Source organism: Metamycoplasma auris 15026, from assembly GCF_000367765.1.
Classification (GTDB): Bacteria; Bacillota_I; Bacilli_A; order Mycoplasmatales; family Metamycoplasmataceae; genus Metamycoplasma; species Metamycoplasma auris_A.
This window is the reverse complement of record NZ_AORI01000009.1, coordinates 1-22,918: the sequence shown is the minus strand read 5'-3', so window position 1 is coordinate 22,918 and position 22,918 is coordinate 1. Positions and strand designations below refer to the sequence as shown.

Sequence of the window (22,918 nt, the reverse complement as noted above, 5' to 3'; positions counted from 1 at the left end):
CTATTTTTTATTCTAAGCATCAAAATAAATTAGTTAAATGTATCATCATCTGATGATGAAGAACTTCCACCTGAATAATCTTCAACTGTATATCCTCTTGCACTTAATTGTTCCTTAAGGGTAGAAGCTGAAGAATCCACTTGGACTACTTTTGGAATTTCAGAAAGTGAAATTAAAACACTTAAATTAGATAAAGCAGAATCAGTTAGAGTATTTGTTCCTTTTATTCTAATTTTTTGAGTTTCTCTTCCATTACTAAATTCAATCTTAGTTTTTGGAGGAGCTGGTTCGCCTATTGCCATAACACTATCTAGTTGTCCACCATCTAAATCATCGCCTGATAATTCAAAGTAATTTTTATCATTGAAGAATTTTAGATTTTTTAGTTTTCTTGGACGATTATTAGAATTGAATTTATCGCTGAATACTAAACCTTTTAGACTTTTAATTGATGGAGCTCTAGAAAAATCAAGTCTTGTTGGATAACTACTATTCCCTTCATCATTGTCAGGATTATTACCAGGGCCAAAACTTCCTTGGAAGATTCCTTCGTTATTTCTTACATAGTAAGCCATTCTAAGACCATCATTGATCCGTTTGAATTTATCAGCTAAATTTGATTTACTTGTATCAATATCACTTTCTTCAAAAGCAAGTGTATTGAAAACAATTCTAGAAGCTGCATCTTGAATACCATAATTGTTTGAATAATCAATTGTATTCACTCATTCAACACCTTTTAAAGCAAGAGGATTAATAGATCAGCCATCTAGATGGATATTACCAAGTGTAAATAGTGATAATTCTTTAATTTTCTTGTTTTCAAGTTCAATTAATGAAGCAGTATTTGTTGCACTAGCTGCAAAGAATAGCTCAAGATGTGGCAGATCTTCAGGTAGAGCTTTCATAATTTCTCTGAAAGCTTGGTTTGGATCGTTTTTACCCATATTTCTAATACGATATGAAGTAATTCTTTTACCTTTTTCTTGAAGTTCTTGAATAAATTTTAGAGTCTTTTTATAACCTTCTTCATTAGCTGCATCAATTTCGACAGCAAGTTCTTTTCTTTCTTTGCCATCTTCAGTTTTACTTAATTCAAAGACTTTAATGTCATCACCGCTACCAATTCCAAATTCTTTAAATTTATCTGTAGCATCTCTTTTTGCTCAACCAGGATATTCACCTTTATTAATTTGGTCTGGATTTCTTCCATAATATCCTGAAATACTAAATACTCTTCTTTCTTTGTTTAGTTTTTCATAAAGAGTTGTTACTTTGTTATATCCTGCAGGTACATCATATCCATGAGAGTCAAGTTCACCGTTTGCATTGATATAAACATTATCAGCAGTAGCAGTATATCCTTGAGCTAAGAATTTTTTAGCACCATCTGACAGTTTATTGAATTTAGAGTAATCAAGATTTTGAATTAATCAAGCGTATCTAACATCATCACTTGGAAAATTTTGTTTTTCAAGTTCTTCTGCTTTTCCTTCCTTTAGAAACTTAACCACTTTTTCTTTATTATCTAGCAATTGCCGAAAACGTTGTAAGACTCTTTGTCAATAATCATAGTTTTGTTTAAAAAATAAATCAGGGTCATAATTTTCATTTTTTTCAAATGAGAAGCTTTTGAAAAATGAAGTTTGAAATGCTTTAAGTCCTAATTTATCATTATTCAATAATTCGCCAGCGACTGCATTTTCTAATTTTTCAGTTACCTCAACAGAAACAACTCTTCCAACTAGATCATAAACAAACGGATTACGGTTTGTTATTCCAGCTGCAACGTCAGCAGGATTTAGGGTTCTACCTGCTGGTTTTTCAACAATAGCATCAACTTCAACACCATTGATTTTGATTTTAACCTTTTCTAATTCTTTTTTAACTTCAGGTTTCGCAGGAGCTGGACTGGGGGTAGGTTGAGGTTCATCTTTTGGGGTTACTTCGGGTTTAGAAATTTCAGTGGGTTGCACTATTGGTTTTGTATCTTCAATTTCAATCGGACTTGTTAGTTCTTTAAGATTTTTATCAGTATTTGAGATTGCTGCATTTCTTGTATCAGCAGCACCACGATTAAAAATTTCTGGTGTTGCTTGGTTGTGATTTAGATAACTAATACCTAAATGATTTTTTTGGTTGAATGCATATAATAGCCCTGCAGATGCTGAGGCCGCTATCAAACTTAGTCCTAGTGCTATTGCAATTTTTTTATTTTTTTATTTTTAAATAATCTCATAAACTAATGCTTGTAACCCTTTTTTAATTGTTATTTATTGATACTTAAAATTTAAAAATAAAAGTATAGCAAAATAATTTCAAAAAAAAAAAAAAAACAATTTTGTAAAGTAAATTGCACGATTTCAACTTAAATTGAGGGTTTTTTTAAAATTTTAAGGAAGAGTAAAAAATAGGTATGTTAAGGCTCCTGTTCAATCAGGGGCTTTTTTTCTCATTAAAGCCTCATCAAAAAAACTTAAAAACGAAAATAAGGAGGTTACTATGAAATGACTAAACTATGATGACTTGAGTAAATTACAAAAAGAAGCCTCACTTGACCTTCGTTTTTGAAGTAACTATGAGAAAAAAATCTATGACGTTTTAACCCCTTCTGGCTTAAAGTTGCTTTTTAAGGCGAAAGTGGCAGTTGGGGAAAAAATGTTCAACGAACTAAAAAACAGAAAAGTCGCATTTGAACTTTTAGCGATTGCAAAACAATTAGGTGCAAGGGACAACTATGTTTCAATTTTTGAATTAAAGAAATATGGTTTTAAAAGATCGACTTTAACTGAAAATATAAAGCTATTGCAAAATCTAGGTTACTTATTTTGAGATAAAAAAGGGAAAATAAAATTTACTACAAAACCTTGAGTTTTGACTAATGAAAATTTTATGAAAATTAACTCTCTTAGATTGTGAAAAATCTTTCTAGATTTTGGAAGTGCTATGTTAATCTGGAATGTTTCACAGCTTCTAAAAATTAAAAACAAAAAAAATCATAAAGTGGTTAAGACTTATAAATTTGTTAATAAGTATGTAACCAAAAAAGTTATGAATTCCTATACGACACTAAAACTTTTGAAACTTGAAGTTTCTTCTTTTCCATCTGAATTATCACTCAAGAAATGCATCCTATTAACAAACACATTTTTAAAAAAAATTTTAAAGGGTTCAAGGGGAATTTTTAGTAAAACTTCAAACTATCTAAAGAACTATATGAATTTTGAATTTTTATATAACAAAATTTATGAAAATAATTCTTTTGTTATTACTAAATACCTTATCTTAAATTAAGAAAAATATTGACTTTTTTAAAATCTCCATAAAGTCATTATTTAAAGTTAAATTAAATCACCCTTTCTAGTTAATTCAAACTATCTTGTTAAACTTACACTTTTTAGCTTGCTAAAATGAAGTTCTTAAAGAATATATGTATATATATTCGTATATGTTCTAGAAATCCATAAATATTTTAGAAATTAATAAAGAAAAATAAAAAACTTAATAAAACTATGTATATTTCATTTGAATTTGCTAATTATAAGACTAAAAAAAGGGCAAATGAAGAAACTAAACAAATTCATAATTATGAATTTTATAAATCAGGTAAATTTATCGATTACATTAGTAGACCTAGTGCTGTGTATGTTCAAGAATTAAATGATGATCGGAATTCTTTGCTTGAAAAAATGAAAAATAAAAATGTAAATTTTGTTTCATTTATAAATTCAAGAACGCTTTTAAAACAAAGACAAATCAAAGAAATAGCAAATATAGAAGATAAAACTGGATTACATTTACTTTTTAATAATGAACCTAAAGATATTGATCCTGAAATTGCTAAAAAACAATTTAAAAAGCTTAATAAATCTCAGCATGTATGAGAGATGATTATTAATCCAGGCGATTTAGGAATCAAGAATAATATGTTAGATAAAAACGAATGAAATGCCATTCTTAATAAAAATATGCGGAGTTTGTTAAAGGCTAATAAGTTAGATCCCAATAACATAATAGGCTATTGAACATTGCATTCTAACACAAATTATCCACATATTCATTTAGGTTTTTTCGAAAAAGAACCTAATCATACTAACAATTATCGTCTTAAGGGTAAATTTGATCCTAAAAGTATTAGTAGATTTTCATTCTTATTTGAAAATGCTATCAATGAACAAAGTGATTATAAAAATCTATTTGATTTTAAAAATACCATTTGAAGTGATAGAAGAGAAATTAAAAAATTGTTTATAAGCACATTGGATAAAATTAATAAAACTAATCAAAGTTTAATTTCTTTTAGTTTATCTGAAGATGAACAAAGAATTCTAAAAGCAACAAAAATTATTAAACAATTCTTTAGAGATTCTAAAAATAGAACTTATGCTTCAGCAAATAATAAGCATGAGATTAAAGAAGCAATTAATGAAATATTTAATCTACGAGTTAAAGACAATGCTGAATTAAATGAAAAAGTTAAGACTTATAATTCTGATTTCCAAAAATTAATAAATTCAAGTTTTGATGGAAAACAAAGTTCTTCTTTAAAAGAGGAATTTATAAATAAAGAAAAAGATGAATTTGAAAAGCAAATTGCTAATGTTATTATAAAAAATTGCTTAAAAATGAATTTAGATAATTTATATGAACAAAAAATAGACACTTATGGTTACGGGAAGAAGGAAGATAATGAAAGTATTAGTAGTTACTTACTTAAGCACTTAAGACTATTAGATTTTGAATTACAAAGAATATTACGTATGCGTAGATTTGAAGCCTTAAGAGCTTATAAAAAAAATATAAGCACAATAAAATCAAAAATCATTTTTTAGTGAACAAAAAGCAATATGCGCATACTAAAACACAAAAGTTTTTAATCTATACTTTCATCTTTCTAGTTTGGCCTTCTTTATGTATTCTTTTTTTACCAATTATTATGTATTTTATCCAAACTAAGTCTGCTGAAATATTTGGATATTGGATAAAAGGATCTAGAAATTTCTTTTCTGATGTTTATATTTTTTGAAAATCAAATTCTACTTATAGAAATTATTCATTCTTAATTCTATTTGCTGGCATACCTACTTTTTGACTTCTATTCAGCTATAAAGTCTTATATAACAGAATAATTTACAAAATTAAGAATAAAAATAATCCCGAATTTAGTAGTAATTGAACCTACAATCAATTTACAAAAGATGGTAGTTGAAAAGTTTTAAGAAAAAATTTTAAAGCTGGCAAAGCAAACTTCATTTTAGGAAAAATTGATAAACCATTTTGAAAAAATCCTTACATAGTAAACAATACTGATGCCCACGGCATAGTAATTGGTATAGCAGGTAGCAAGAAAACTGAAAAAATTGTCATTCCTGGAATTGATTACAATGCTAATTTAGATAAGAATGAAAAACCTTGTATGGTTATCTCTGACCCAAAAAAACAAATATTAGCAAGAACTGGAAATATTTTTAAACAAAATGGTTATGAAATAAAAGTTATTGATTTTATAGATATAAAAAATTCTTTATATTGAAATCCATTACAACAAATATGAGATGAAGTACACAGCACTCCTAAAGAAGAACTTACAGCTAATAATTACAATAAAGCATTTGAAAAAATAATTGAAATTATAGACACTTTACCTTGACCATCAGAAAAAGACACTATTTGAGTCACACAAGCAAAAGCAAGTATCACTGCAATTATTAAATTTATGCTTCTTTACTCCTTAGAAGACAATGAATTTACGCTTGATTTCTTTACTTTTAAAAATGTTGCTGCTTACACAAGTTTGCAATTATTCACTAAAGGAAAATGGATAGAAATTACTAAGAAATTCAAGGAAAAGAATAAATATTGACTTGATTTTCAAAAGGAACAAGAGGCATTAATTACTATAGTTCCTCAAACATTATCCGGAATGTTAGCAAATGCTTCAAATGTCTTAATTACTTTTAGTCAAAACCCTATTGCCTCAAAAATTACATCTAAAACAACTTTAAATATTAGGGAGATAGTAAGAGATGATAAACCTTATGTAATCTTTTTATGTTTTCCTGATCATAAGCAAGTATTTAACTTTTTAATAAGTATGCTAGTAACTCAAATTTATCGTGATGCCATTGACTATGCAAATTCATTACCTAAACAAAGACTTCCAAGAATGTTGCAATTCTATCTAGAAGAGTTTAACTCCTTGAAAATTCCTGATATTGCTGATTGAATGAGTATAAGTCGAAGTAGAAATATTCTTTTCTTATTAATTGTGCAATCATTCGAACAACTTAAAAAATACGATGAAAAAGGTAAAGATGCTGAAGCAATTAAATCACAAGCTAGATTAACAATTATGTTAGAAACTAACTCTGATGAAACTTTAAAATCTCTTTCTAATACTTTAGGAGATAAAGAAGTTAAAAAGGAAAGTATTTCTAAGCAAAGCGATTCTAATAAGCAAACCATTTCAACTTCAGAAAGTAAAGAAGCTGTAATGTCAGTTGCCCAACTTAAATATAAAGATAAGGATATGACAATTATTTCTTCTGGTGGAAGTAAGCCGATTGCTCTAAAACTACTTCCTGCTTATAAGTATTTAAAAATTGATGCTTATACTCATCTATTAGAAACTAACTCTGAAGAAACTCTAGTAGATTGGGATTTTAATGAAATGAAAAAAATAAATCTTGGAATTTCTACACAAAAAGACAAAGGCGCTGTTTCTAATAAAGATACCTATTGGCAAGAAAATAATAATGAAGAAATAATAAGACAAAAACTAAGTTTTGTTGACTTTAGAAAATTCAAAACTTATTCTTGCTTTAACACTATAAGCAAATTAGAAAGTGATGAAGATGAGTAGCAATAGCAAAATTGAAATTAAAAAAACTGATATTGAATTTGTTTTAAAAAATACTATAAGTAATATTAATGAATTTTTTATAAATGAATTGAAATTAAAAGACTTTCTTTCTTTTGTTGGAAGAATAAGACCACAGCTATCTTTGCTTAATCTAAGATATCTATATTACAAAGAAAACTCAATAAATGAGAAACTTGATGCAGATAATAAGGTTTTATTTTCCGAAATTAAAACTTTTAAACAATGAAGAAACTTAGATACCTTTGTAAGGCAAAATGAAAATAAATTATATTTGTTTTGTCCTATTCAAAACAAAGAGACAAAAGACATTATCTTTAGTGCTCTTCCAGTATACGATCTTTCATCCACAAATTACATACCAAAGCCTTTGAAAAAAATTGATATAAAAAATTTTAAGAAAAAATGTTTTTCCTTATGAGAAGGATGAGATATTTACTGAACTAATAATTCAAGTTTGCATGGAAATAAATTAATACTTGAAACATTAAATAAGTCTGTATTTCTTAATGAAAAGTATGCTGAACAAGAAGAGGAGTATTTATTAATTCATGAATTTGGTCATAAGGTATCTAATCATACATTAGAAGACCGACAAGACTTATTAAAAGAATATGTAGTAATTAAAGCTTGCGAAATGTGTCTAATGTCTTTAGATTATTTAGAAACCAATATCTCAATACCAAAATATAAAAACTATAAAGTTTCAACAACTATTAATAATTTGAGTGATAAAGAAAAATACCAATTGTTGGAAGAAATTTTAACCTTAGGATACAAGCTTATTGAACATTTAAAAATCGATGAATATGAAGAAGAAATTTAAAAACTTAAATAGTGATGAAAATGCATTAGTTATGTAACTAATCAATAAAGCTACTAGAAAAAGGAAACAAAGGGAACTAAAAAATGGAAAGATATTTTGAATACGAAGATATAGAATACCTACTAGCAAATGAACTATCTGAAAATAATGAATATTTTTTAAGAATTTTAAATGCATATGCATCTTCATTTAAAGATGAACAAAAAAGAGAAATATATATCGAATTAATTAAAGGTATACATAATAATCTTGAAGATTATTTCAGAGAAGAATTTATACAAAATATGTCGTATTGATTAATAGAAAACAAAGATCTAAACGACCTTGCAAGTTTATATAAAATGACTCTCGAACTTAGTGAGAACGAATATCTTGACAATGAACTCAGGGATACTTTTTTTGAAGAACAAGATATTCATGCATTTAGTGATTTATGAGAAGAAATGGATAGCGATTTAAGAACTAATGGAATTGATGCCAATATTTATTTATTAAAAGATTTATTAGAAATCCATGATACAGAAAGCTATATTAAATTAAACGCTTATGGACGTGCTGAAGAAATTTATAGCATTAATGATGAATTTCAAGATTGACTAGCAACCAAAAAAATCGATGATTTACTAGTTAATTATCCATACGATCTAGATGACTATCTAAAAGAAAAACAAACTGAAGGCTTAGTGCTTTAATAAAAAACTAAATAAATTTTTTCTAAAGCAATAATAAAGAGAATACTAATGAATGGTTTAGTTTTATGACTTTTATTTGACGATGGCAATTGTTCATATACTAAAAGCATTTTAGAAAACAATGAGCTTTTTGCTAACTATGACTTAGTTAAAGTATATGCAATAGGTATAAATGATTTAAAACTGCATCCACTAACAAAGGCCAACATAAACTGAGAATATAAAAAAATAAACTTATCTTTAGCAAATGTAGATCTTATTAAAGATCTAAATAATCTACCAAGCCCAGATATTATCCTAGCTAGTCCGCCTTGTGAAAGCTTCAGTATGGCCGACTGTTCTTGCAGAATGAGCCAAACTTACGATAATGATAAGTGAATAGTAAGAAGTAGAGAGTGATATAGAAACAGAGCATTAACTGCTGATGTTCCTAATAAAACTAGAGACTTTATTAAAAAAGAAAGAAATAGGCTAAATGGAGAAGGCTGTGCTTCAGGCCTAGTTCATATCATAGAAACATTTAAGCCTAAAGCCTATGTAATTGAAAATCCAAGAAATAGCAAAATATGAGAGTTTTTAAAAAACCACTGAAGCTTCGAAGGCTTCAAGAATATAACCTACTATTACAATTATGATCTTAATTTTAGCCAAAAGCCAACGTGCTTTATGAGTAATTACTCATTAAATTTAAAAAAGCAAATGCTAAAAAATGGCTATAACAAGAATCATTACACATTAGGCAATTATGATGAACGTAGCTCAATACCTACAAAATTAATTGCTGATATTTTAAAACAAACTATTAATCAACTCAACTAACAAAATACTCAATTAAAAAAAGAGTTAGAAAAATACATAAAGGATGAATGACGACGGAATTAACAAAAGAATTACACAAATTCAAACTATTAATAGAAAAAGAAAGTCCATCAAGCAAGGAGCTTAATAACTTTCTTAATTTTGTACTAATTGATAAAAGATTGGAAGCTGAAAGAATAAAAGGCTGACAGTGAATTAATGTATTAAATAGCTGAGCTAATAATTACCAAATAGGCAACAAAAATGAAGAAGAAACTGCAAGCGCAATAAAAGCAATTTTATTATTAAATCCAATAGAAGAATAAAGGGGGAGAAATGGAAAAAGAAAACAAAATATCTCTTGATGGATATGTAGTTAGTGACCAATATTATATAAAGGAATTTACAAATCCTAAAGGGAATGAAGCAAAACTTTTAAAGTTTAAGATTCATAACATTAATAACAAAAAGCATAACTATTTTGATATCATAACCTGAAATAATACAGCCGAGTGAGTTGCTAATGACATAAAAAAAGGTGACTATATTACAGTTAATGGTTATTTAGAATCAAATGCATATCTTAAAAATAATGAGAAAGTTTACACAATAAACATAATTGCTGACGAAATTTATTTAATTCAATCAGCAGAAAAAGTTAAAGAAAATCAAATCTTAGAAAAAGAAGAGGTAACTAAAAAAACAGTAAGTGAATTAGAAAAAATCCTTGCTGAGGATGATGTTGAAGATGGGCTAAATTGAAAATGAGATCTTTAAAAAATAAATTATAACGGCATTTACTATCATATGAGTTAAATAATATTTTATAAAATAAAATATTTAGTATAATTTATCTTATTAGTGAAGAAGATATAAAAAGATAATGAAAAAAAGATTATTTTGAGGAATAGCAAGTATGATTGCAATGTTACCAATTGCAACTATATCTTGTAAAATTCTTGGTGTTGAAACTAAAGTCATAAATGGGAAAAGAAACGTAACTCCAGTGCCAAAAGATCCTAATCATATTGATTCATTCAATGTTGATAACAATAATCCATCATCATCAGATAGCTCACAAAAAGAAGCTGAAAATGCAATTCCAACTACTTTTACTTTTAATGGGAAGAAATACAAAATAAGTAGGGAAGATACACTTGATACTAAAGATGCAATCTATGCTTCTGCTGTATTAAATGATGATGCTAAAGAATTTAAAGCAATGTTACCTACTTTTAGAGATTATCAAAAAGTAGAACACTTGGATGATGAAAATATTGATTTCCCTTCTATTGCTAGAGTTTCTTACTATGTGCGCAACTTGGAACATTTTAAAAAAGGTTTTCCTTATAGAGCAAAAGAAAAAGATCTAATAAAAATTAATGCGGATGAGTATAGAACATTAATTGATATAGTTACAAAAATAATGGAAGATTCTAAATTAGACATTACATTAAGTGGGAAAATAAGTTCATCAGAGGATGCTTCATTTAGTTTTGAAGAAGTTAAAAAACAAACACTTAAAGAAATCTATGAGTCATTTAAAAATGATGGAGCAGGCGGAATTATTTGGGGTAAGGAAAAAAGTAGAACTTCAGTTCCAGATCTAGATGGAAAAACTAAAATAAGTACATATTTTGAATCAATACCTCCTAAAAATGATTACCCTGAATTAAGCATGACTGCTGATGATAATAAACTTAAAAAAATGCCATCTATGCTTTGAATTTTTGAAAGAATGATTAATAATGTTGACTTCTTTAATTTTGGTAACAAAGTTAATGAGTTATTCTTAACAAGTGAATTTCTTTTTAAAAAAGACTTAAATCCTAATGAATACACACTTAATATTGATATCTTAATGCTTAACTACTGACAAAGAACTAAAAGATTTACAATGCAGTATCCATTATGAAATATGTTAATGAGTTATTTAAAACTCCAACAAGCATTGATTAAAGAGCAAGAGTGAAAAGAAGATAAGACATTAGAAGAAAACTTTAAGGAATTAAATATAACTGAAACATTTGATAAATTCCACGATGCAGTTATTGAATATATGAAATTAGGGCAATTAGTAGGTTTTACTGATGAAGAAAGTGATACTGAACTATTTCTTTTCCCTACCGATTTAAATAATGAAATAAAAACAGACTTTAGAGATGCTTATAGATGAGCATATTTGCAATACCATAAATTCATCCAACCATTAGCATTTGCTATAAATAGAAACAATAAATTTGCGTTCGAGAAAGCGTTCGAGAAAGCGTTCGAGAAAAAAGAACTTAAACCTTACTATGAATTTATTTGAGCAAATATAAAAACTGTGGATAAATTAGATAAACCAAGAATTTTAAATGAAAAAGAAGTGCTTGAAGAATCTAAGAGTATTATTAATCACTACAAAAATAATTTCAATTGAAAATTTAAAACAGAAAATTCCTCAATAGATGAAGATGAATAATAAAGAAGAATTAATTCAATCATTGAATGAAATTATTAATAGTGAAGAATTTGAAGTAATTGATGATAATGACTTAGAAGTTAAGCAAATTATCTTAGATTTAATTAAAGAATAATTAACTCATAATAAACAAAAATAGTAAATACCAACAGTTAAATAATTGTTGGCATTTTTGCTTTTCTAATTTACTTTTAAAAGGGGTAATAAGCATTAAAACAGGAATAATATCAGCAATACTTTTTGCATTAATTGCTTTGGGTGCTTTTGGACTATGTTTAAGTTTATTTTTAATTGAATATAGAAGTGTTTTTATTAGGGATAAAAAAAGTCGGAAGAATAACAAAGCATTTTATGGAAAAAGATGAAAAATAAGCTTAGCATCAGTAATTTTAAGTGGGATGCTAGCTGCAATAAGTGTAGTTTTAGTAATTGTACTAATACAAAATAATTAATTTATTAATAAGGAGAAAAAAAATATGGGTGATGTTAAACCAATTGATACTGGAAGCTTAGGACAAAGCCTAGCACAATTAGCAGGTACTGTACAAAAATATATAAACATAACATTAGGATCACTAGCCGGAATTCTAGTAGTAGTAATTCTAATAGTTGGAGCTACTGCATGATTTAAAGCTTCAAAAGCGGATAGTGATGAACAAAGAGCGAATGAACTTAAAAAAATTAAATGATTAGCTGGATTTATTATTTTTATTGTTATTGCTTGAGCAATTTCAGGATTAGTAACTGGAATCTTACAACAAGTTTGAAAAGTCTCTTAGGGGCTAATCATTTAAAAGAAAAATTTGCTTTAAATACATTAAACAAAAAATATAGGGGGTAGTCTTAAGTGTTTACGCATTTACTTTATGGACTATTCATTGCATTTTACACAATTTTCGTTAGATTGCCACTTACTCTTGTAGATTTAGTAGCAAAAACTTATAACTTAATCTCAACTTCGCTACCACAATATTTGATGTTTGGAATCAAGCCAGGGCAAAGTTTTGCTGATGCCCAATTACCAACATTATTTTTAAGATTAACAATTATATCTGTCTTTGTCTTTGCAATCTTATTTGTAATGTCAGCCGTACGTGTGCAATTTCAAAAATCAGATCAAGTCTCGCCAATTAGTGTGGCAATGAAAAGAAGTTTACTAGGAACATTAATTATAGTCGGTATTCCAATATTACTATATCTTTTTACAATGATAATTAATGTTTTAATGAATTTAATACTAGGTGGTGATGGAGTTTCGATCGGGCAATCAATATTTGATTCACTATATGATAAAAAATGGGCGTCTTCTGGAATTTCATTTGCGGAATGAAGAAAACCAGATCCGGGGGCAGGGAATTTTCATATTCCATATGGAATATATAAAAACTTACCTAAGGGTGCTACTGGACAAATTATCTTTATGGGGGCATTTTTAGGATTTGGAACATTAATACCATTAGCAATGGGACTAATTGTCTTAGTGACTAAAGTCTTTCAACAATTCTTTCTATTTATAATATCTCCATTTATTGTTAGTGCGTCTGTGGCTGATGATGGAAAAAGAATGAAGCAATGAATGGAAATGTATGCTGCAAAATCATATGCAATATTAGGTATGTTAATTGGCATGCAAATTCTTGTTATTTGAACTCAGAAGTCTGTAGGATGAGCAAATACATTAAATATGAGCTATTTTGCAAGATTTATTTTAATGGTAGGACTAATTGTTGGTGGGGCTGTCTCAGTAAGCAGTTTAACAGATATAGTTACTTCATTTGCTGGTGAGAGTGCTTCTGCTAAAGAATCGTTTGCAAGTACAAAAGCGGCAATACATGGAGGACTTGCATTAGCTGCTGGTGGTTTTGGAGCAGTTAAAGCAGCTAAAGGAATTGGGAAATTCGCTAAAAATAATGTCCTTACAAAAGGCGTAAAAGGCATTATGGGTAAGACTGCAGCTGGACGTCAATTTTTAGAAAATGTTGATAGTAAAAGACGTATTAAACAAGCATTTAAAGATGGCAAGATTGGTCTAGCTGAAAGAAATGAAAAACTAAATGCTCTTAAAGATCAAAAACAAACTAATAAAGTTAATAAGATGAAGTTAAAAGAAGCAAAAGAAAAAGATCTAATGCTTGGATCTTCTGGAGTAGAAGATAAAGGACAAAGTAATCCTACATTAGGTACATCAGCAAATTCCGAAAATCAAAGTAATGCTCACACTTCAAATGCTAGTGAAAATGCATCTAATGTAAGTGGCGGTGAAACAAATTCTAATAACTTAATTAGTGAATCTAGCGCTTCATCTAATGAAAGTAACTTAGATAATTTATCTAAAAAAGATCTTAGATCTTCAGCATTTAAAAATGGAAAGGAAATGGAAAAAGCTTCAAAAGAAGCATTAAGAAGCGATAAGCAAGAATTAAAACTAGATTCTAAAATTAATAAAGCTAAAAATAAATTAGATTCAAATTCTGATCCTGAAGCAATCAATAAAGCTACAGCAAAAATTAAGAAACTCGAAACTAAATTAAAAGATACAAAAATTAAGAAAGAAGCTGCTATTAAAAGAGCCCAAGATTTAGATAAGCTCCAAAAAAGTAGAATGAAATTCTATACAAAGGATGAGCAAGCATTCTTGAAGACCAGAAATACTGTTTCTAACTCTGATGGAAATGTAACTGCTTATAAATTTAAGAAGCTACTAGAAAAAGAAAACAAAGGAGGCAAATAATGTTACAACCTAAGAATTTAAAAAAAACACAAAACTATTTTTGAAAATCTTTTTCATGAATGGACTTTTTAGTACTATGCATAATAACAATTCTAAGTGTGACAATAGGCTATACTTCGTTCCCTCCATCATATCCTAAGAAATGAAGTTTAGTTCTTTCATTAGGATTAGCATTAACGTTTTCATTACTATTAATAAAAGTTCATAAATATGATTGTAGACTATATGTTTTGCTTTTTAGAGCCATTAAGTATTTGTTTTCAGTAAAGAAATACAATAATAAATCATATAGTCCAAAACTATTAGTGCCTTATAAGGCAATAATTGAAAATAAGTTTGTTAAAACTAAACAATTAAAAACTGGTACTAAATATCTTGGAATTTTAAAATTTCAAGGTAAGAGTCCTTGAAATGAAGATTTAGAAGATAGAGAAACTTTCTTAAATAAATTTAATGAATGAATTGATACTTCTGAATATCATTTAACACTAATAAGAAAAAAAGAACTAGCAGACTATTCAAAGAATTTTGTTAGCTTAGAACAAAATAAGAAAAAGAAACTTTCTACATTAAGAAATAATAATGCTGATAAAACAGTAATTAAAAACTATAAAGAATATTATCAATCAATTAAAGATGATTTAGAACTATTAGATACTGAACTATTAGTAGATACATATTATGTAGTTTTATATGCTAAAGACATAGCAGAACTTAAAAAGATTGTAGCTAATACTATTGCTTCTTTTAATTCAATGGATATTGAAGCGAATTTAGTTGAAGGGATGGACTTACTTAAATTTCTAGCTTCGATTAGTCTTACAAAGCTAAATGAAGAAGAAGCATATAGATATTTAGAAGAACAAAATATTTCCCAAAGGGAAACTTTAGTTAAAAACAATGAAGTATATGAATCATTAACCTTTAAAGAAAAAGTCAGAGAGTTCTTTAAGTTTTTAAAAGAGAAGTTTGTTAGAACTAAAGTATCAAAAAAACCAAGTAAAAAAACAAATACTCTAACTTTAGATTCACTACTAGCATCAAATACTATATTTAAACGTAATTATTTTATAAAAGATGGAAAATATTATTCAATCCATACTATTAGTGAATTACCATTAAACATTGATGATGGATGAGCTATTTCTTTATTCGATAATGAAGCTACTATTGTTTGAAATTTAGGCATTTTTAACGAAGACTCACAAGCTTCATTATTAGATAAAAGTGGAAAAAGAATGACTGATAATAAAACACTTATTAAATCTAAGTATTTTAGACAATCATCAAGCTTACAAATTGAAGCTTTAGAAGAGTTGCAAAGACAATTACAAGAGAATAAGAACTTATTGCTTAATAGCTCATTAATGCTCATTAATGAAGGAAATAATTTAAAGGAATTAAGAGTAGCTGAAGCAAAGAGCATAACTAATGCAAAAAGAGCTAAATTAACAATTAATACTGTGCCATTTAAACAATTTGAAGCATTTGCACAAGCTTCTTTAATTCCTACAGATAACTTACATGAAGCAATACCTATGTCAAGTTATAACGTTAGCCACGGATGGCCATTCGAAAATGAAAATAACAATGATAATAATGCTTTTATACTAGGAGCAACAGCTTCAACTGGTGAGCCTATTATCTTTGATCAATTCTATAAAAAGAGTGCTCGGAGAGTGAACTATAATATGTTTACAGTAGGTAGTTCAGGTAAAGGTAAATCAACTGATGTTAAGAAAGCTATTGTTGGACATTTAGCGGCTAATAATAAAGTTTATATCATTGATCCACAAAATGAATATACAAAACTAGGCAATAAGTTTAATGCCACAATGATCGACCTAGGACTAGGGCATAAGACTTTAATTAATCCACTAGAAGTACAAATTCAACTATTTAATGATGATGAAGAATTAAGTACAAAATTAATTATTAATAAGCATCTTGAATGACTAGAAACATACTTTAAGCTAATTAATCCTGATTGAAATCAAGACTATATTGTTTTTCTAATGTCAATTATAAGAAAACTATATGAAAAAATAGGGTTATATGCAATTAAGGATGTACTTTCATTAAAGAACTTTAAATATCCAATAATGAGTGATCTAATTCATCATTTAAGAAACTATCAATGAAAAGATGAATTTGAAGAACAAAGAAAAAAGATTGTTTTAGCTAACATTATTGATCGTCTTGCATTTGACTTTGAAAATAATGGTAAATATGAATATATTTACAATGGACAAACTAATATTAACCTTGAAAATGACTTCATTATTTTTAATACACAAAAGTTATTTAATACTTCTAAAGATAGTGGACAAGTAGGACTATTTGTGCTACTAAGCTTTATTCAAAATAAGATCTTTAATAATGCTATAGAAGATAAAGAAGCTAAAACAGTATTAGTAATAGATGAGTTACATATGTATATAGATCCAAGCAATATGGCTACATTAGATTTTGTTTATACAATGACAAAGACTGTAAGAAAATTTAATGCAGGGATGATCTTATGTACACAAAATCCATCGGACTTTTTAGGCTCATCAATGATAACTAAAAAAGCTGAAGCTATTTTACAAAACTGTCAATATGCTAAATTCTTTGGTCTTAAACAAAAAGACTTGGAAGCTGTAATGGATATGTTTAAGGCTTCTGGTGGACTAAATAAAAGCTATCAAAGATTCTTAGCTGACAGTGATATTGGTAATTTAATTTTTAGCTTACATATGTATTCAAAAATCAAAGGTAGTGTTTACTACAATGATTTTGAACAACAACTATTTTTTGATAAAGGAATAATAGGTCAATAAGACCTATTTTGTCTAATGAAATAAAAAGGCAAAGGAAAAAGATATGGCAAAAAAATTTGATCCCTTAAGAGTTACTTTTCGATTATATGAAAAAGAAGATATAGCAAGATTTGAAAAGTTTCGAAGAACTAATGAAATTGAGAATAGAAGTGTTTCTGAAGCAATTGCAACTATATTCCGAGAATATTTATATAACAAAGAAAAAGAGATTGTGTTTAAAGATGCGCTAGATGATATTTACTATGCAATGAGAAAGGTTTTATACTCATCCTTAGCGCCCTTTCAAGCAAATTTAACAAGAGAAATTTTAAAAAATAGAGCGGAATTGATGCTTATTAATAAAAAGCTAGATGTGCTTTTGAACTCTAGCGAAAGTTTAGATAAAAAGGTATTAGCTAATTTGAATGTAGAACTTTTAACTGAGGCTTCATATTTTGAAAAAATGCGGACAATTTTAGATATTAAGCACGATGAAACATTAAATAAGATTAATGAAAAAATTAAAGCAATTAAAGACGCAGAAGAAAAATTTGATAATTATAGAATGCATAATGGGGAATTAGACTCAAAAATTGTTTCTGAAAGAATAGAAGGTATTGATTCATTAATAAAGAAAGATAAAAAGGAAAAAAAGAATGAATAAAAGAAAATTAAGCTTATTTCTTGCTGTAAGTTCTTCTTTAATTCCAACTGCTGTTTTAAGTTTAAGTGCATCTGTAAATGCTTATAAATTTCCTCAATATTTTGATTTCCCGAATAATAAGTATGCAGCATCAATTCATTATGAAAAAAAGACTATTTCTTTTAGTAATCTTTTTATGGTGCCATCAGATGCAAAATCTCAAGCGGGAACTAAGTTTTTTATGCGAACTTGAGAGCCTAAAAATTGAAAAGATATCTCTAAACCTAATGAAAAATTAGAAAATGGAAAATGAAAAGTGATTGACCTTTCCAGTCAGGGTGATTATCCATACGACCATGGTTGCGAAAACCCTTATGATGAACCCGGAGTTTGTGCTCCTACCTTTTATACTACTGCTAGTGGGTTTGAAAAAACTACTGAATATTCTAACTTAAGTGACTTATTGAGTTCAATTTATTGAAAAAACCTAACAACAGATGATGAAAATATTAATAAAAATCCTTTCATTAATACATTTAAACATTTTGTAACTAAAAATTTAAACAAGCAGTTTAATGATTATGCTAACTTAGAAAAATATATTAAAAAAATCACAATGTATCAAAAAGCAAAAAATATGATTGCTACTCATCATTATACTGCTGAAGACCAAAGAGATGAATATGAATTTCCTACAGATGGTGAAATTGAATATACAAAAAAAGGAAATTGGGATCATATAACTGACTACACAATAACAGTTGATTTAGAAATTCCTAAAGAAATAGCTCATCCATTTTCTGCTTATAAGACTGATTTCAATACATTAAAAAACAAATTAACAAATGAAGATTGAACACTTGAATCAGATACTGGTGGTAAATTTAATAGTGATGAAATAAAGAAAGCAGATTTTGAAACTAATGAAACGAAGTTAGATAAAAAATTCCAAGAATTTAATAAAAAAAATAATACTTCTAATCTAAGAGCTGAATTTGAAATAATTTCAGCTGATACTATTAATATTTATTTAGTAAATGCTGATCGCAGTTTTAAAGAATTAGTAGCAAAAAACATAAAAATAAGTTTCAAGAACTCTGATAAATATAAAGGCTATGTAGCAACTGCTTCTTTAGAAGATAGACTAAAAATTAAGCTTGGCAAATGAGTTGATTTTAATTCCAACACTACTCAATTAGTAGACGACATTTTAGTTAGAGCTGACAAAGATAAAGAAATTACAACACATGGAAAAAATAGATATGGTGGAAAATGAATTGCCCATACGCCTTTAAAAGTAAGTTTTACAACAAAGGATGATGAAAAAGAAATAATTGAAATTAATGGTCAAAAAATTGATGTCCTTAACTATTATTTTGAACATGATTTAGTAGATAATCGTAAAGATGCAAATGATGAATCAAAAGAATTTAATGAAAATTTTAATGGTGATAAAGAAAAATCCATAAAAACTGAAGATAATTCCCATGCTAAAAATGAGTACAAAATTAAAATAACTAAATTTAGTGACAAGTCAAATAAAATTGTTGAATATACATATGAAAAAGTGATTATCATTGATTCAAAAAGTTCACAGTTAAATTTTAAATGATATGCCTGAAATCCTGAAAAATATAAACATCAAAAAGAACTTATTGAGGAATTTTTGATGAACGAAAAAGGAGAAGCAAAAGCAGACGAACATGGTAATCCCTTACCTAATCCTAAATATGATCCTTTAATTGATCCAAAAACAGGAACAAAGAAACAATTAGTTTGATTTGACTTTAATAAAATGAAATTTGAATGATCTTCCTTTTTTACATCAAATAAAGAAAAAACATATTATAAAACTACAAAACTTCCTGCATTTACTAAGACTTTATTTCCCCCACATACCAACGAAAAAGACTTAGATCGTGGTGTGATAATGGAAGCTGCTGTTTTAGAAAAAGGTGCCTTAAGAACTTTAGTTGGAAAAACTAAAAATGCTCATTTATATAAATTAAACGATAAAAACGAATGAATTGAATCTAAGTACAAAAATTGAGCTTACGAACTGTCGAACGAAACATCAGAAAATACATATTTTAGTGAAGAAGGCATTTGACTTTTTGCTTCTAATGCTGATAAGTCAATTTCAAATTTTAAATTAATTCTAATTAGACCAAATAATAGTCCGCACACACAATTTTTAGATAATTTACCAAATTTAAAATATATTAGACCTTTATGAGAAACCAAACAAGGAAAAAAATTCTTTGAATGATTAGAAATTAATAAAGAACTTAAATTCAATCAAATTAAGAAACTTAATTATGAAGATGCAATGGAGTTCTACAAGCAATACATTAATACTTTATGAATTGGGCATGAATATAATCATCCAATCGCAATTACTCCTAAGTTTAAAACTATTCCTCCACAAAAGGACATTAAAGACATAGCATCAGTTAAGGCATTCGAACCATTTGTCGACCGTTTTATGTATGATGACAAGGTAGCACTTAGCAAAGTTGAAGTTGGTGAAGGTAATTATTTAAAAGTATATTTTAAATTAATTACAACTAACAGCCGTTTTAGACTAAGTCAAAATCCTTATGCTGTTTTAGTACCTATTGCTGAATATACTAATCCATCTTCCCCTGGTGATAGCAGCCATGGTGGAAATAATGGCCATGGTAATGGTGATAGCCACTCTGGTGGAAATGGAAACAATCCAGGCGGAAGTGGTAGTGGAAGTAATCCTGGTGGTGGTTCTAACTCTGATGGGAAGGATCCAAATAAGGATCCAAACATTAATAAAGAACTTATTAATCTGAAACTTAATTCACAATTGTTTTTAAACCTAGCAGCAAAAAATACTTATAAGTCTTTTTTAAAAGCATTAAAGACAATTGACAATAAAGACGTTTTTATAGGGCTATCTGATAAATATTTAAAACTATTAAATATTGAATATTCTGCTATTGAAATTCTTAATAGATTAAAAATAGAAGTATCCTTTAAGAATAAGAGTGATGAATCTAGATATAAAATAGTGCCAAATAATATATTTTTCTTAACATTAGACTTTTCAAAAAATATTAATTATGATCCTAATAGTAATAACAAAAAACCTAACAAGCCAATTGATGATGAAAGAGACTGAGATAAGATAAATCCATATAATCCATCTTCCCCTGGTGATAGCAGCCATGGTGGAAATAATGGCCATGGTAATGGTGATAGCCACTCTGGTGGAAATGGAAACAATCCAGGCGGAAGTGGTAGTGGAAGTAATCCTGGTGGTGGTTCTAACTCTGATGGAACAAATAGGTATAATGACGATGATGATGAAAGTGATCTTACTAAAGAAAAAAGAAATATTTTTTCAGGGATCAAATTTAAACAAATTAATCTTAAGGGAACTACTACTCTAGAGGCAGCAAAAGAAGAAATCAAAAAACAAGTTCAAGCACAAACACTAGGATTAAGAATAAATGAAGATTATATCATCACTAATTTAGACCAAGTAGCGTTTGATAGATTAAATCCACAAACAAATATTGAAAATGAAAGTGACTTATCTATTTCAATTGCCAATTTGCAAGCACTTAATAATAAATTTGGATATGCTCAAGTAGAAGTTATTAATGTAGTAAATCAAGTGTTAGATGAAGATATTGACTTATCAAAAATTAAACTTAATGATATTAGCTTAAATGAAAGCAAGCTTTCATCCTTAAAAACTAAAGTAATTGATGAAATTAATAAGCAATTAAAGGAACACAATTTAGAAATAAATAAAGACTTAATTATTGATAATTGAGAAAGTGGTATAAGAGCACTTTCATTGGGAAAAGGTGTTTCTGCTAAATTAGAAATTAAAGGCAATAACATTAAAATTAAAAATTCTACATTTGTAAATGTTACAAACAATGCTAATGAAGTTATTAATGATGAACTAGATCCATATGTAAGTCCATATAGACCTTGAGATGGATATATTAATAATGGCCATGGTAATGGTGATAGCCACTCTGATGGAAATGGAAACAATCCAGGCGGAAGTGGTAGTGGCGAAAACAATGGCAATGGCCATAATAACGACAATGGCAATAGCAATGGATCTAATGGAAACAATAATAATGGTAGTGGATCAAACAAAGATCCAAAAATTAATAAAGTTCTTTATGACCTTTCATATGTATATTTAGCTAAACAATCATTTAATGAGCACGTTTTATCTGAACTAAGAGAAAAAGTTTTAAAAACTATTATTAATAATTTGAGTTTACAATACTTTATTGAGTACAAAAAACATTATGATATAGACCTTAATGAATTAAATGAAGTTATTAAGAAAATTGGCAAAAAATCAAATGAGCCAATTTTCGCTTCATTAAGTTTAAAAGCAATACCTAATGTATCTAAGAATACCGTTGCTATAAGTATTTCTAATATCAATAAACTATTTGATCCTATTGATGATCTAAATAAGCCAATAAATGGCACTACTAAAAAGCTAACGCAAAAACAAATTCTTTTAATTTTTATCCCTTTAGGGATTTTAGGAGCTACAGGCATAGGAACTCTTATTGGTTTTATCTATGTAAGAAAAGTTAAAAACAAAATTAAGTAAAAAAATTTTATTAATTTTAAAATTTATGTTAAACTATTGGTATAGAAAACTTAGTTTTCTTGATTATTAGTGGATTAGTTTCAACCACTCTCCGATCCTGGTACTCGGGTTAAAAAAAGAAACAATTGTAGGTTTAAATGCCTACATTTTTTTATTAATTTTATAATTAAAATAGTATGGAAAATAAAATAATGTTTGGGAAATTATTTAAAGTTAGAAGTAATAAAAATGACTTACCTATAGCAATTAATTCGGATGCAAAAATAATAGATACATTTAAAAAAGGTAAGATTCATCGCCCCTATGTAGTCTTTTATTCTAATGATTATGTTTATTATTTATCAGTTAAATCAATTACTAAAAAGAATCAATATAAAACAACTAATGATGATAGAAATGTAATCGTTCCAAATAGAAATATTTATGGTAAAGAAGTAGAAATTGGTAACGCGATTAATT

The 22,918-nt window shown here is 27.6% G+C and carries 17 protein-coding genes; 16 read left to right on the top strand and 1 reads right to left on the bottom strand.

Translation table 4 applies throughout. The annotated features are described in order from the left end of the window. Positions 1-29 precede the first annotated feature (29 nt). Complete coding sequence (locus tag MAU_RS01490; RefSeq protein WP_004424286.1) at positions 30-2,183, bottom strand: putative immunoglobulin-blocking virulence protein; 2,154 nt, start codon at positions 2,181-2,183, stop codon at positions 30-32. A 319-nt stretch (positions 2,184-2,502) separates the two neighbouring features. Between MAU_RS01490 and MAU_RS01485 the strand changes: the two genes are divergently transcribed. The 16 genes from MAU_RS01485 to MAU_RS01410 form a co-directional block, all read left to right on the top strand. Beyond that, complete coding sequence (locus MAU_RS01485) at positions 2,503-3,294, top strand: MAGa4850 family ICE element protein (RefSeq protein WP_004424284.1); 792 nt, start codon at positions 2,503-2,505, stop codon at positions 3,292-3,294. Between the two features lie 218 nt (positions 3,295-3,512). Then, positions 3,513-4,832, top strand: a complete 1,320-nt coding sequence (locus tag MAU_RS01480) for a hypothetical protein (RefSeq protein WP_004424282.1) — start codon at positions 3,513-3,515, stop codon at positions 4,830-4,832. A gap of 104 nt (positions 4,833-4,936) precedes the next feature. Next, complete coding sequence (locus MAU_RS01475; protein WP_152414848.1) at positions 4,937-6,862, top strand: type IV secretory system conjugative DNA transfer family protein; 1,926 nt, start codon at positions 4,937-4,939, stop codon at positions 6,860-6,862. Next, entirely contained in the window at positions 6,849-7,706 is an 858-nt protein-coding gene (locus tag MAU_RS01470; protein ID WP_152414847.1) for an Mbov_0389 family ICE element HExxH motif-containing protein, read from the top strand. Before MAU_RS01475 ends, MAU_RS01470 begins: the two co-directional genes overlap by 14 nt. A gap of 83 nt (positions 7,707-7,789) precedes the next feature. Next, positions 7,790-8,398 carry an Mbov_0392 family ICE element protein gene (locus MAU_RS03435; RefSeq protein ID WP_004424275.1) on the top strand — a complete coding sequence of 203 codons (609 nt, stop codon included), beginning with the start codon at positions 7,790-7,792 and terminating at the stop codon, positions 8,396-8,398. A gap of 48 nt (positions 8,399-8,446) precedes the next feature. Further along, positions 8,447-9,217 (top strand): hypothetical protein, encoded by a 771-nt coding sequence (locus MAU_RS01460; protein WP_004424273.1) that lies wholly within the window; start codon positions 8,447-8,449, stop codon positions 9,215-9,217. Between the two features lie 47 nt (positions 9,218-9,264). Beyond that, positions 9,265-9,522: a hypothetical protein gene (locus tag MAU_RS01455; protein ID WP_004424269.1), complete on the top strand. Its 258-nt coding sequence runs from the start codon at positions 9,265-9,267 to the stop codon at positions 9,520-9,522. Positions 9,523-9,532: 10 nt separating this feature from the next. Then, complete coding sequence (locus MAU_RS01450) at positions 9,533-9,973, top strand: single-stranded DNA-binding protein (RefSeq protein ID WP_004424265.1); 441 nt, start codon at positions 9,533-9,535, stop codon at positions 9,971-9,973. Positions 9,974-10,079: 106 nt separating this feature from the next. Next, positions 10,080-11,660: an MAG3960 family lipoprotein gene (locus MAU_RS01445; RefSeq protein ID WP_004424262.1), complete on the top strand. Its 1,581-nt coding sequence runs from the start codon at positions 10,080-10,082 to the stop codon at positions 11,658-11,660. Continuing rightward, positions 11,647-11,775, top strand: a complete 129-nt coding sequence (locus MAU_RS03720) for a hypothetical protein (protein WP_274517386.1) — start codon at positions 11,647-11,649, stop codon at positions 11,773-11,775. Before MAU_RS01445 ends, MAU_RS03720 begins: the two co-directional genes overlap by 14 nt. A 361-nt stretch (positions 11,776-12,136) precedes the next feature. Beyond that, on the top strand, positions 12,137-12,439 hold the full coding sequence (locus MAU_RS01435; protein ID WP_004424256.1) for an Mbov_0395 family pilin-like conjugal transfer protein: 303 nt from the start codon (positions 12,137-12,139) through the stop codon (positions 12,437-12,439). 68 nt (positions 12,440-12,507) lie between these two features. Next, complete coding sequence (locus MAU_RS01430; RefSeq protein ID WP_004424254.1) at positions 12,508-14,391, top strand: Mbov_0396 family ICE element transmembrane protein; 1,884 nt, start codon at positions 12,508-12,510, stop codon at positions 14,389-14,391. After that, on the top strand, positions 14,391-17,213 hold the full coding sequence (locus MAU_RS01425) for an Mbov_0397 family ICE element conjugal transfer ATPase (protein WP_004424250.1): 2,823 nt from the start codon (positions 14,391-14,393) through the stop codon (positions 17,211-17,213). The genes MAU_RS01430 and MAU_RS01425 overlap by 1 nt, the downstream gene beginning before the upstream one ends. Positions 17,214-17,256: 43 nt before the next feature. After that, complete coding sequence (locus MAU_RS01420) at positions 17,257-17,856, top strand: Mbov_0398 family ICE element protein (protein WP_004424247.1); 600 nt, start codon at positions 17,257-17,259, stop codon at positions 17,854-17,856. After that, the gene (locus MAU_RS01415; RefSeq protein ID WP_004424243.1) at positions 17,849-22,459 is read left to right on the top strand and encodes an Mbov_0399 family ICE element protein; all 4,611 of its coding nucleotides are present in this window, start codon (positions 17,849-17,851) and stop codon (positions 22,457-22,459) included. The genes MAU_RS01420 and MAU_RS01415 overlap by 8 nt, the downstream gene beginning before the upstream one ends. A 176-nt stretch (positions 22,460-22,635) precedes the next feature. Beyond that, positions 22,636-22,918: Mbov_0400 family ICE element protein (locus MAU_RS01410; protein WP_036433059.1), on the top strand; the 283-nt coding region annotated here is incomplete at its 3' end.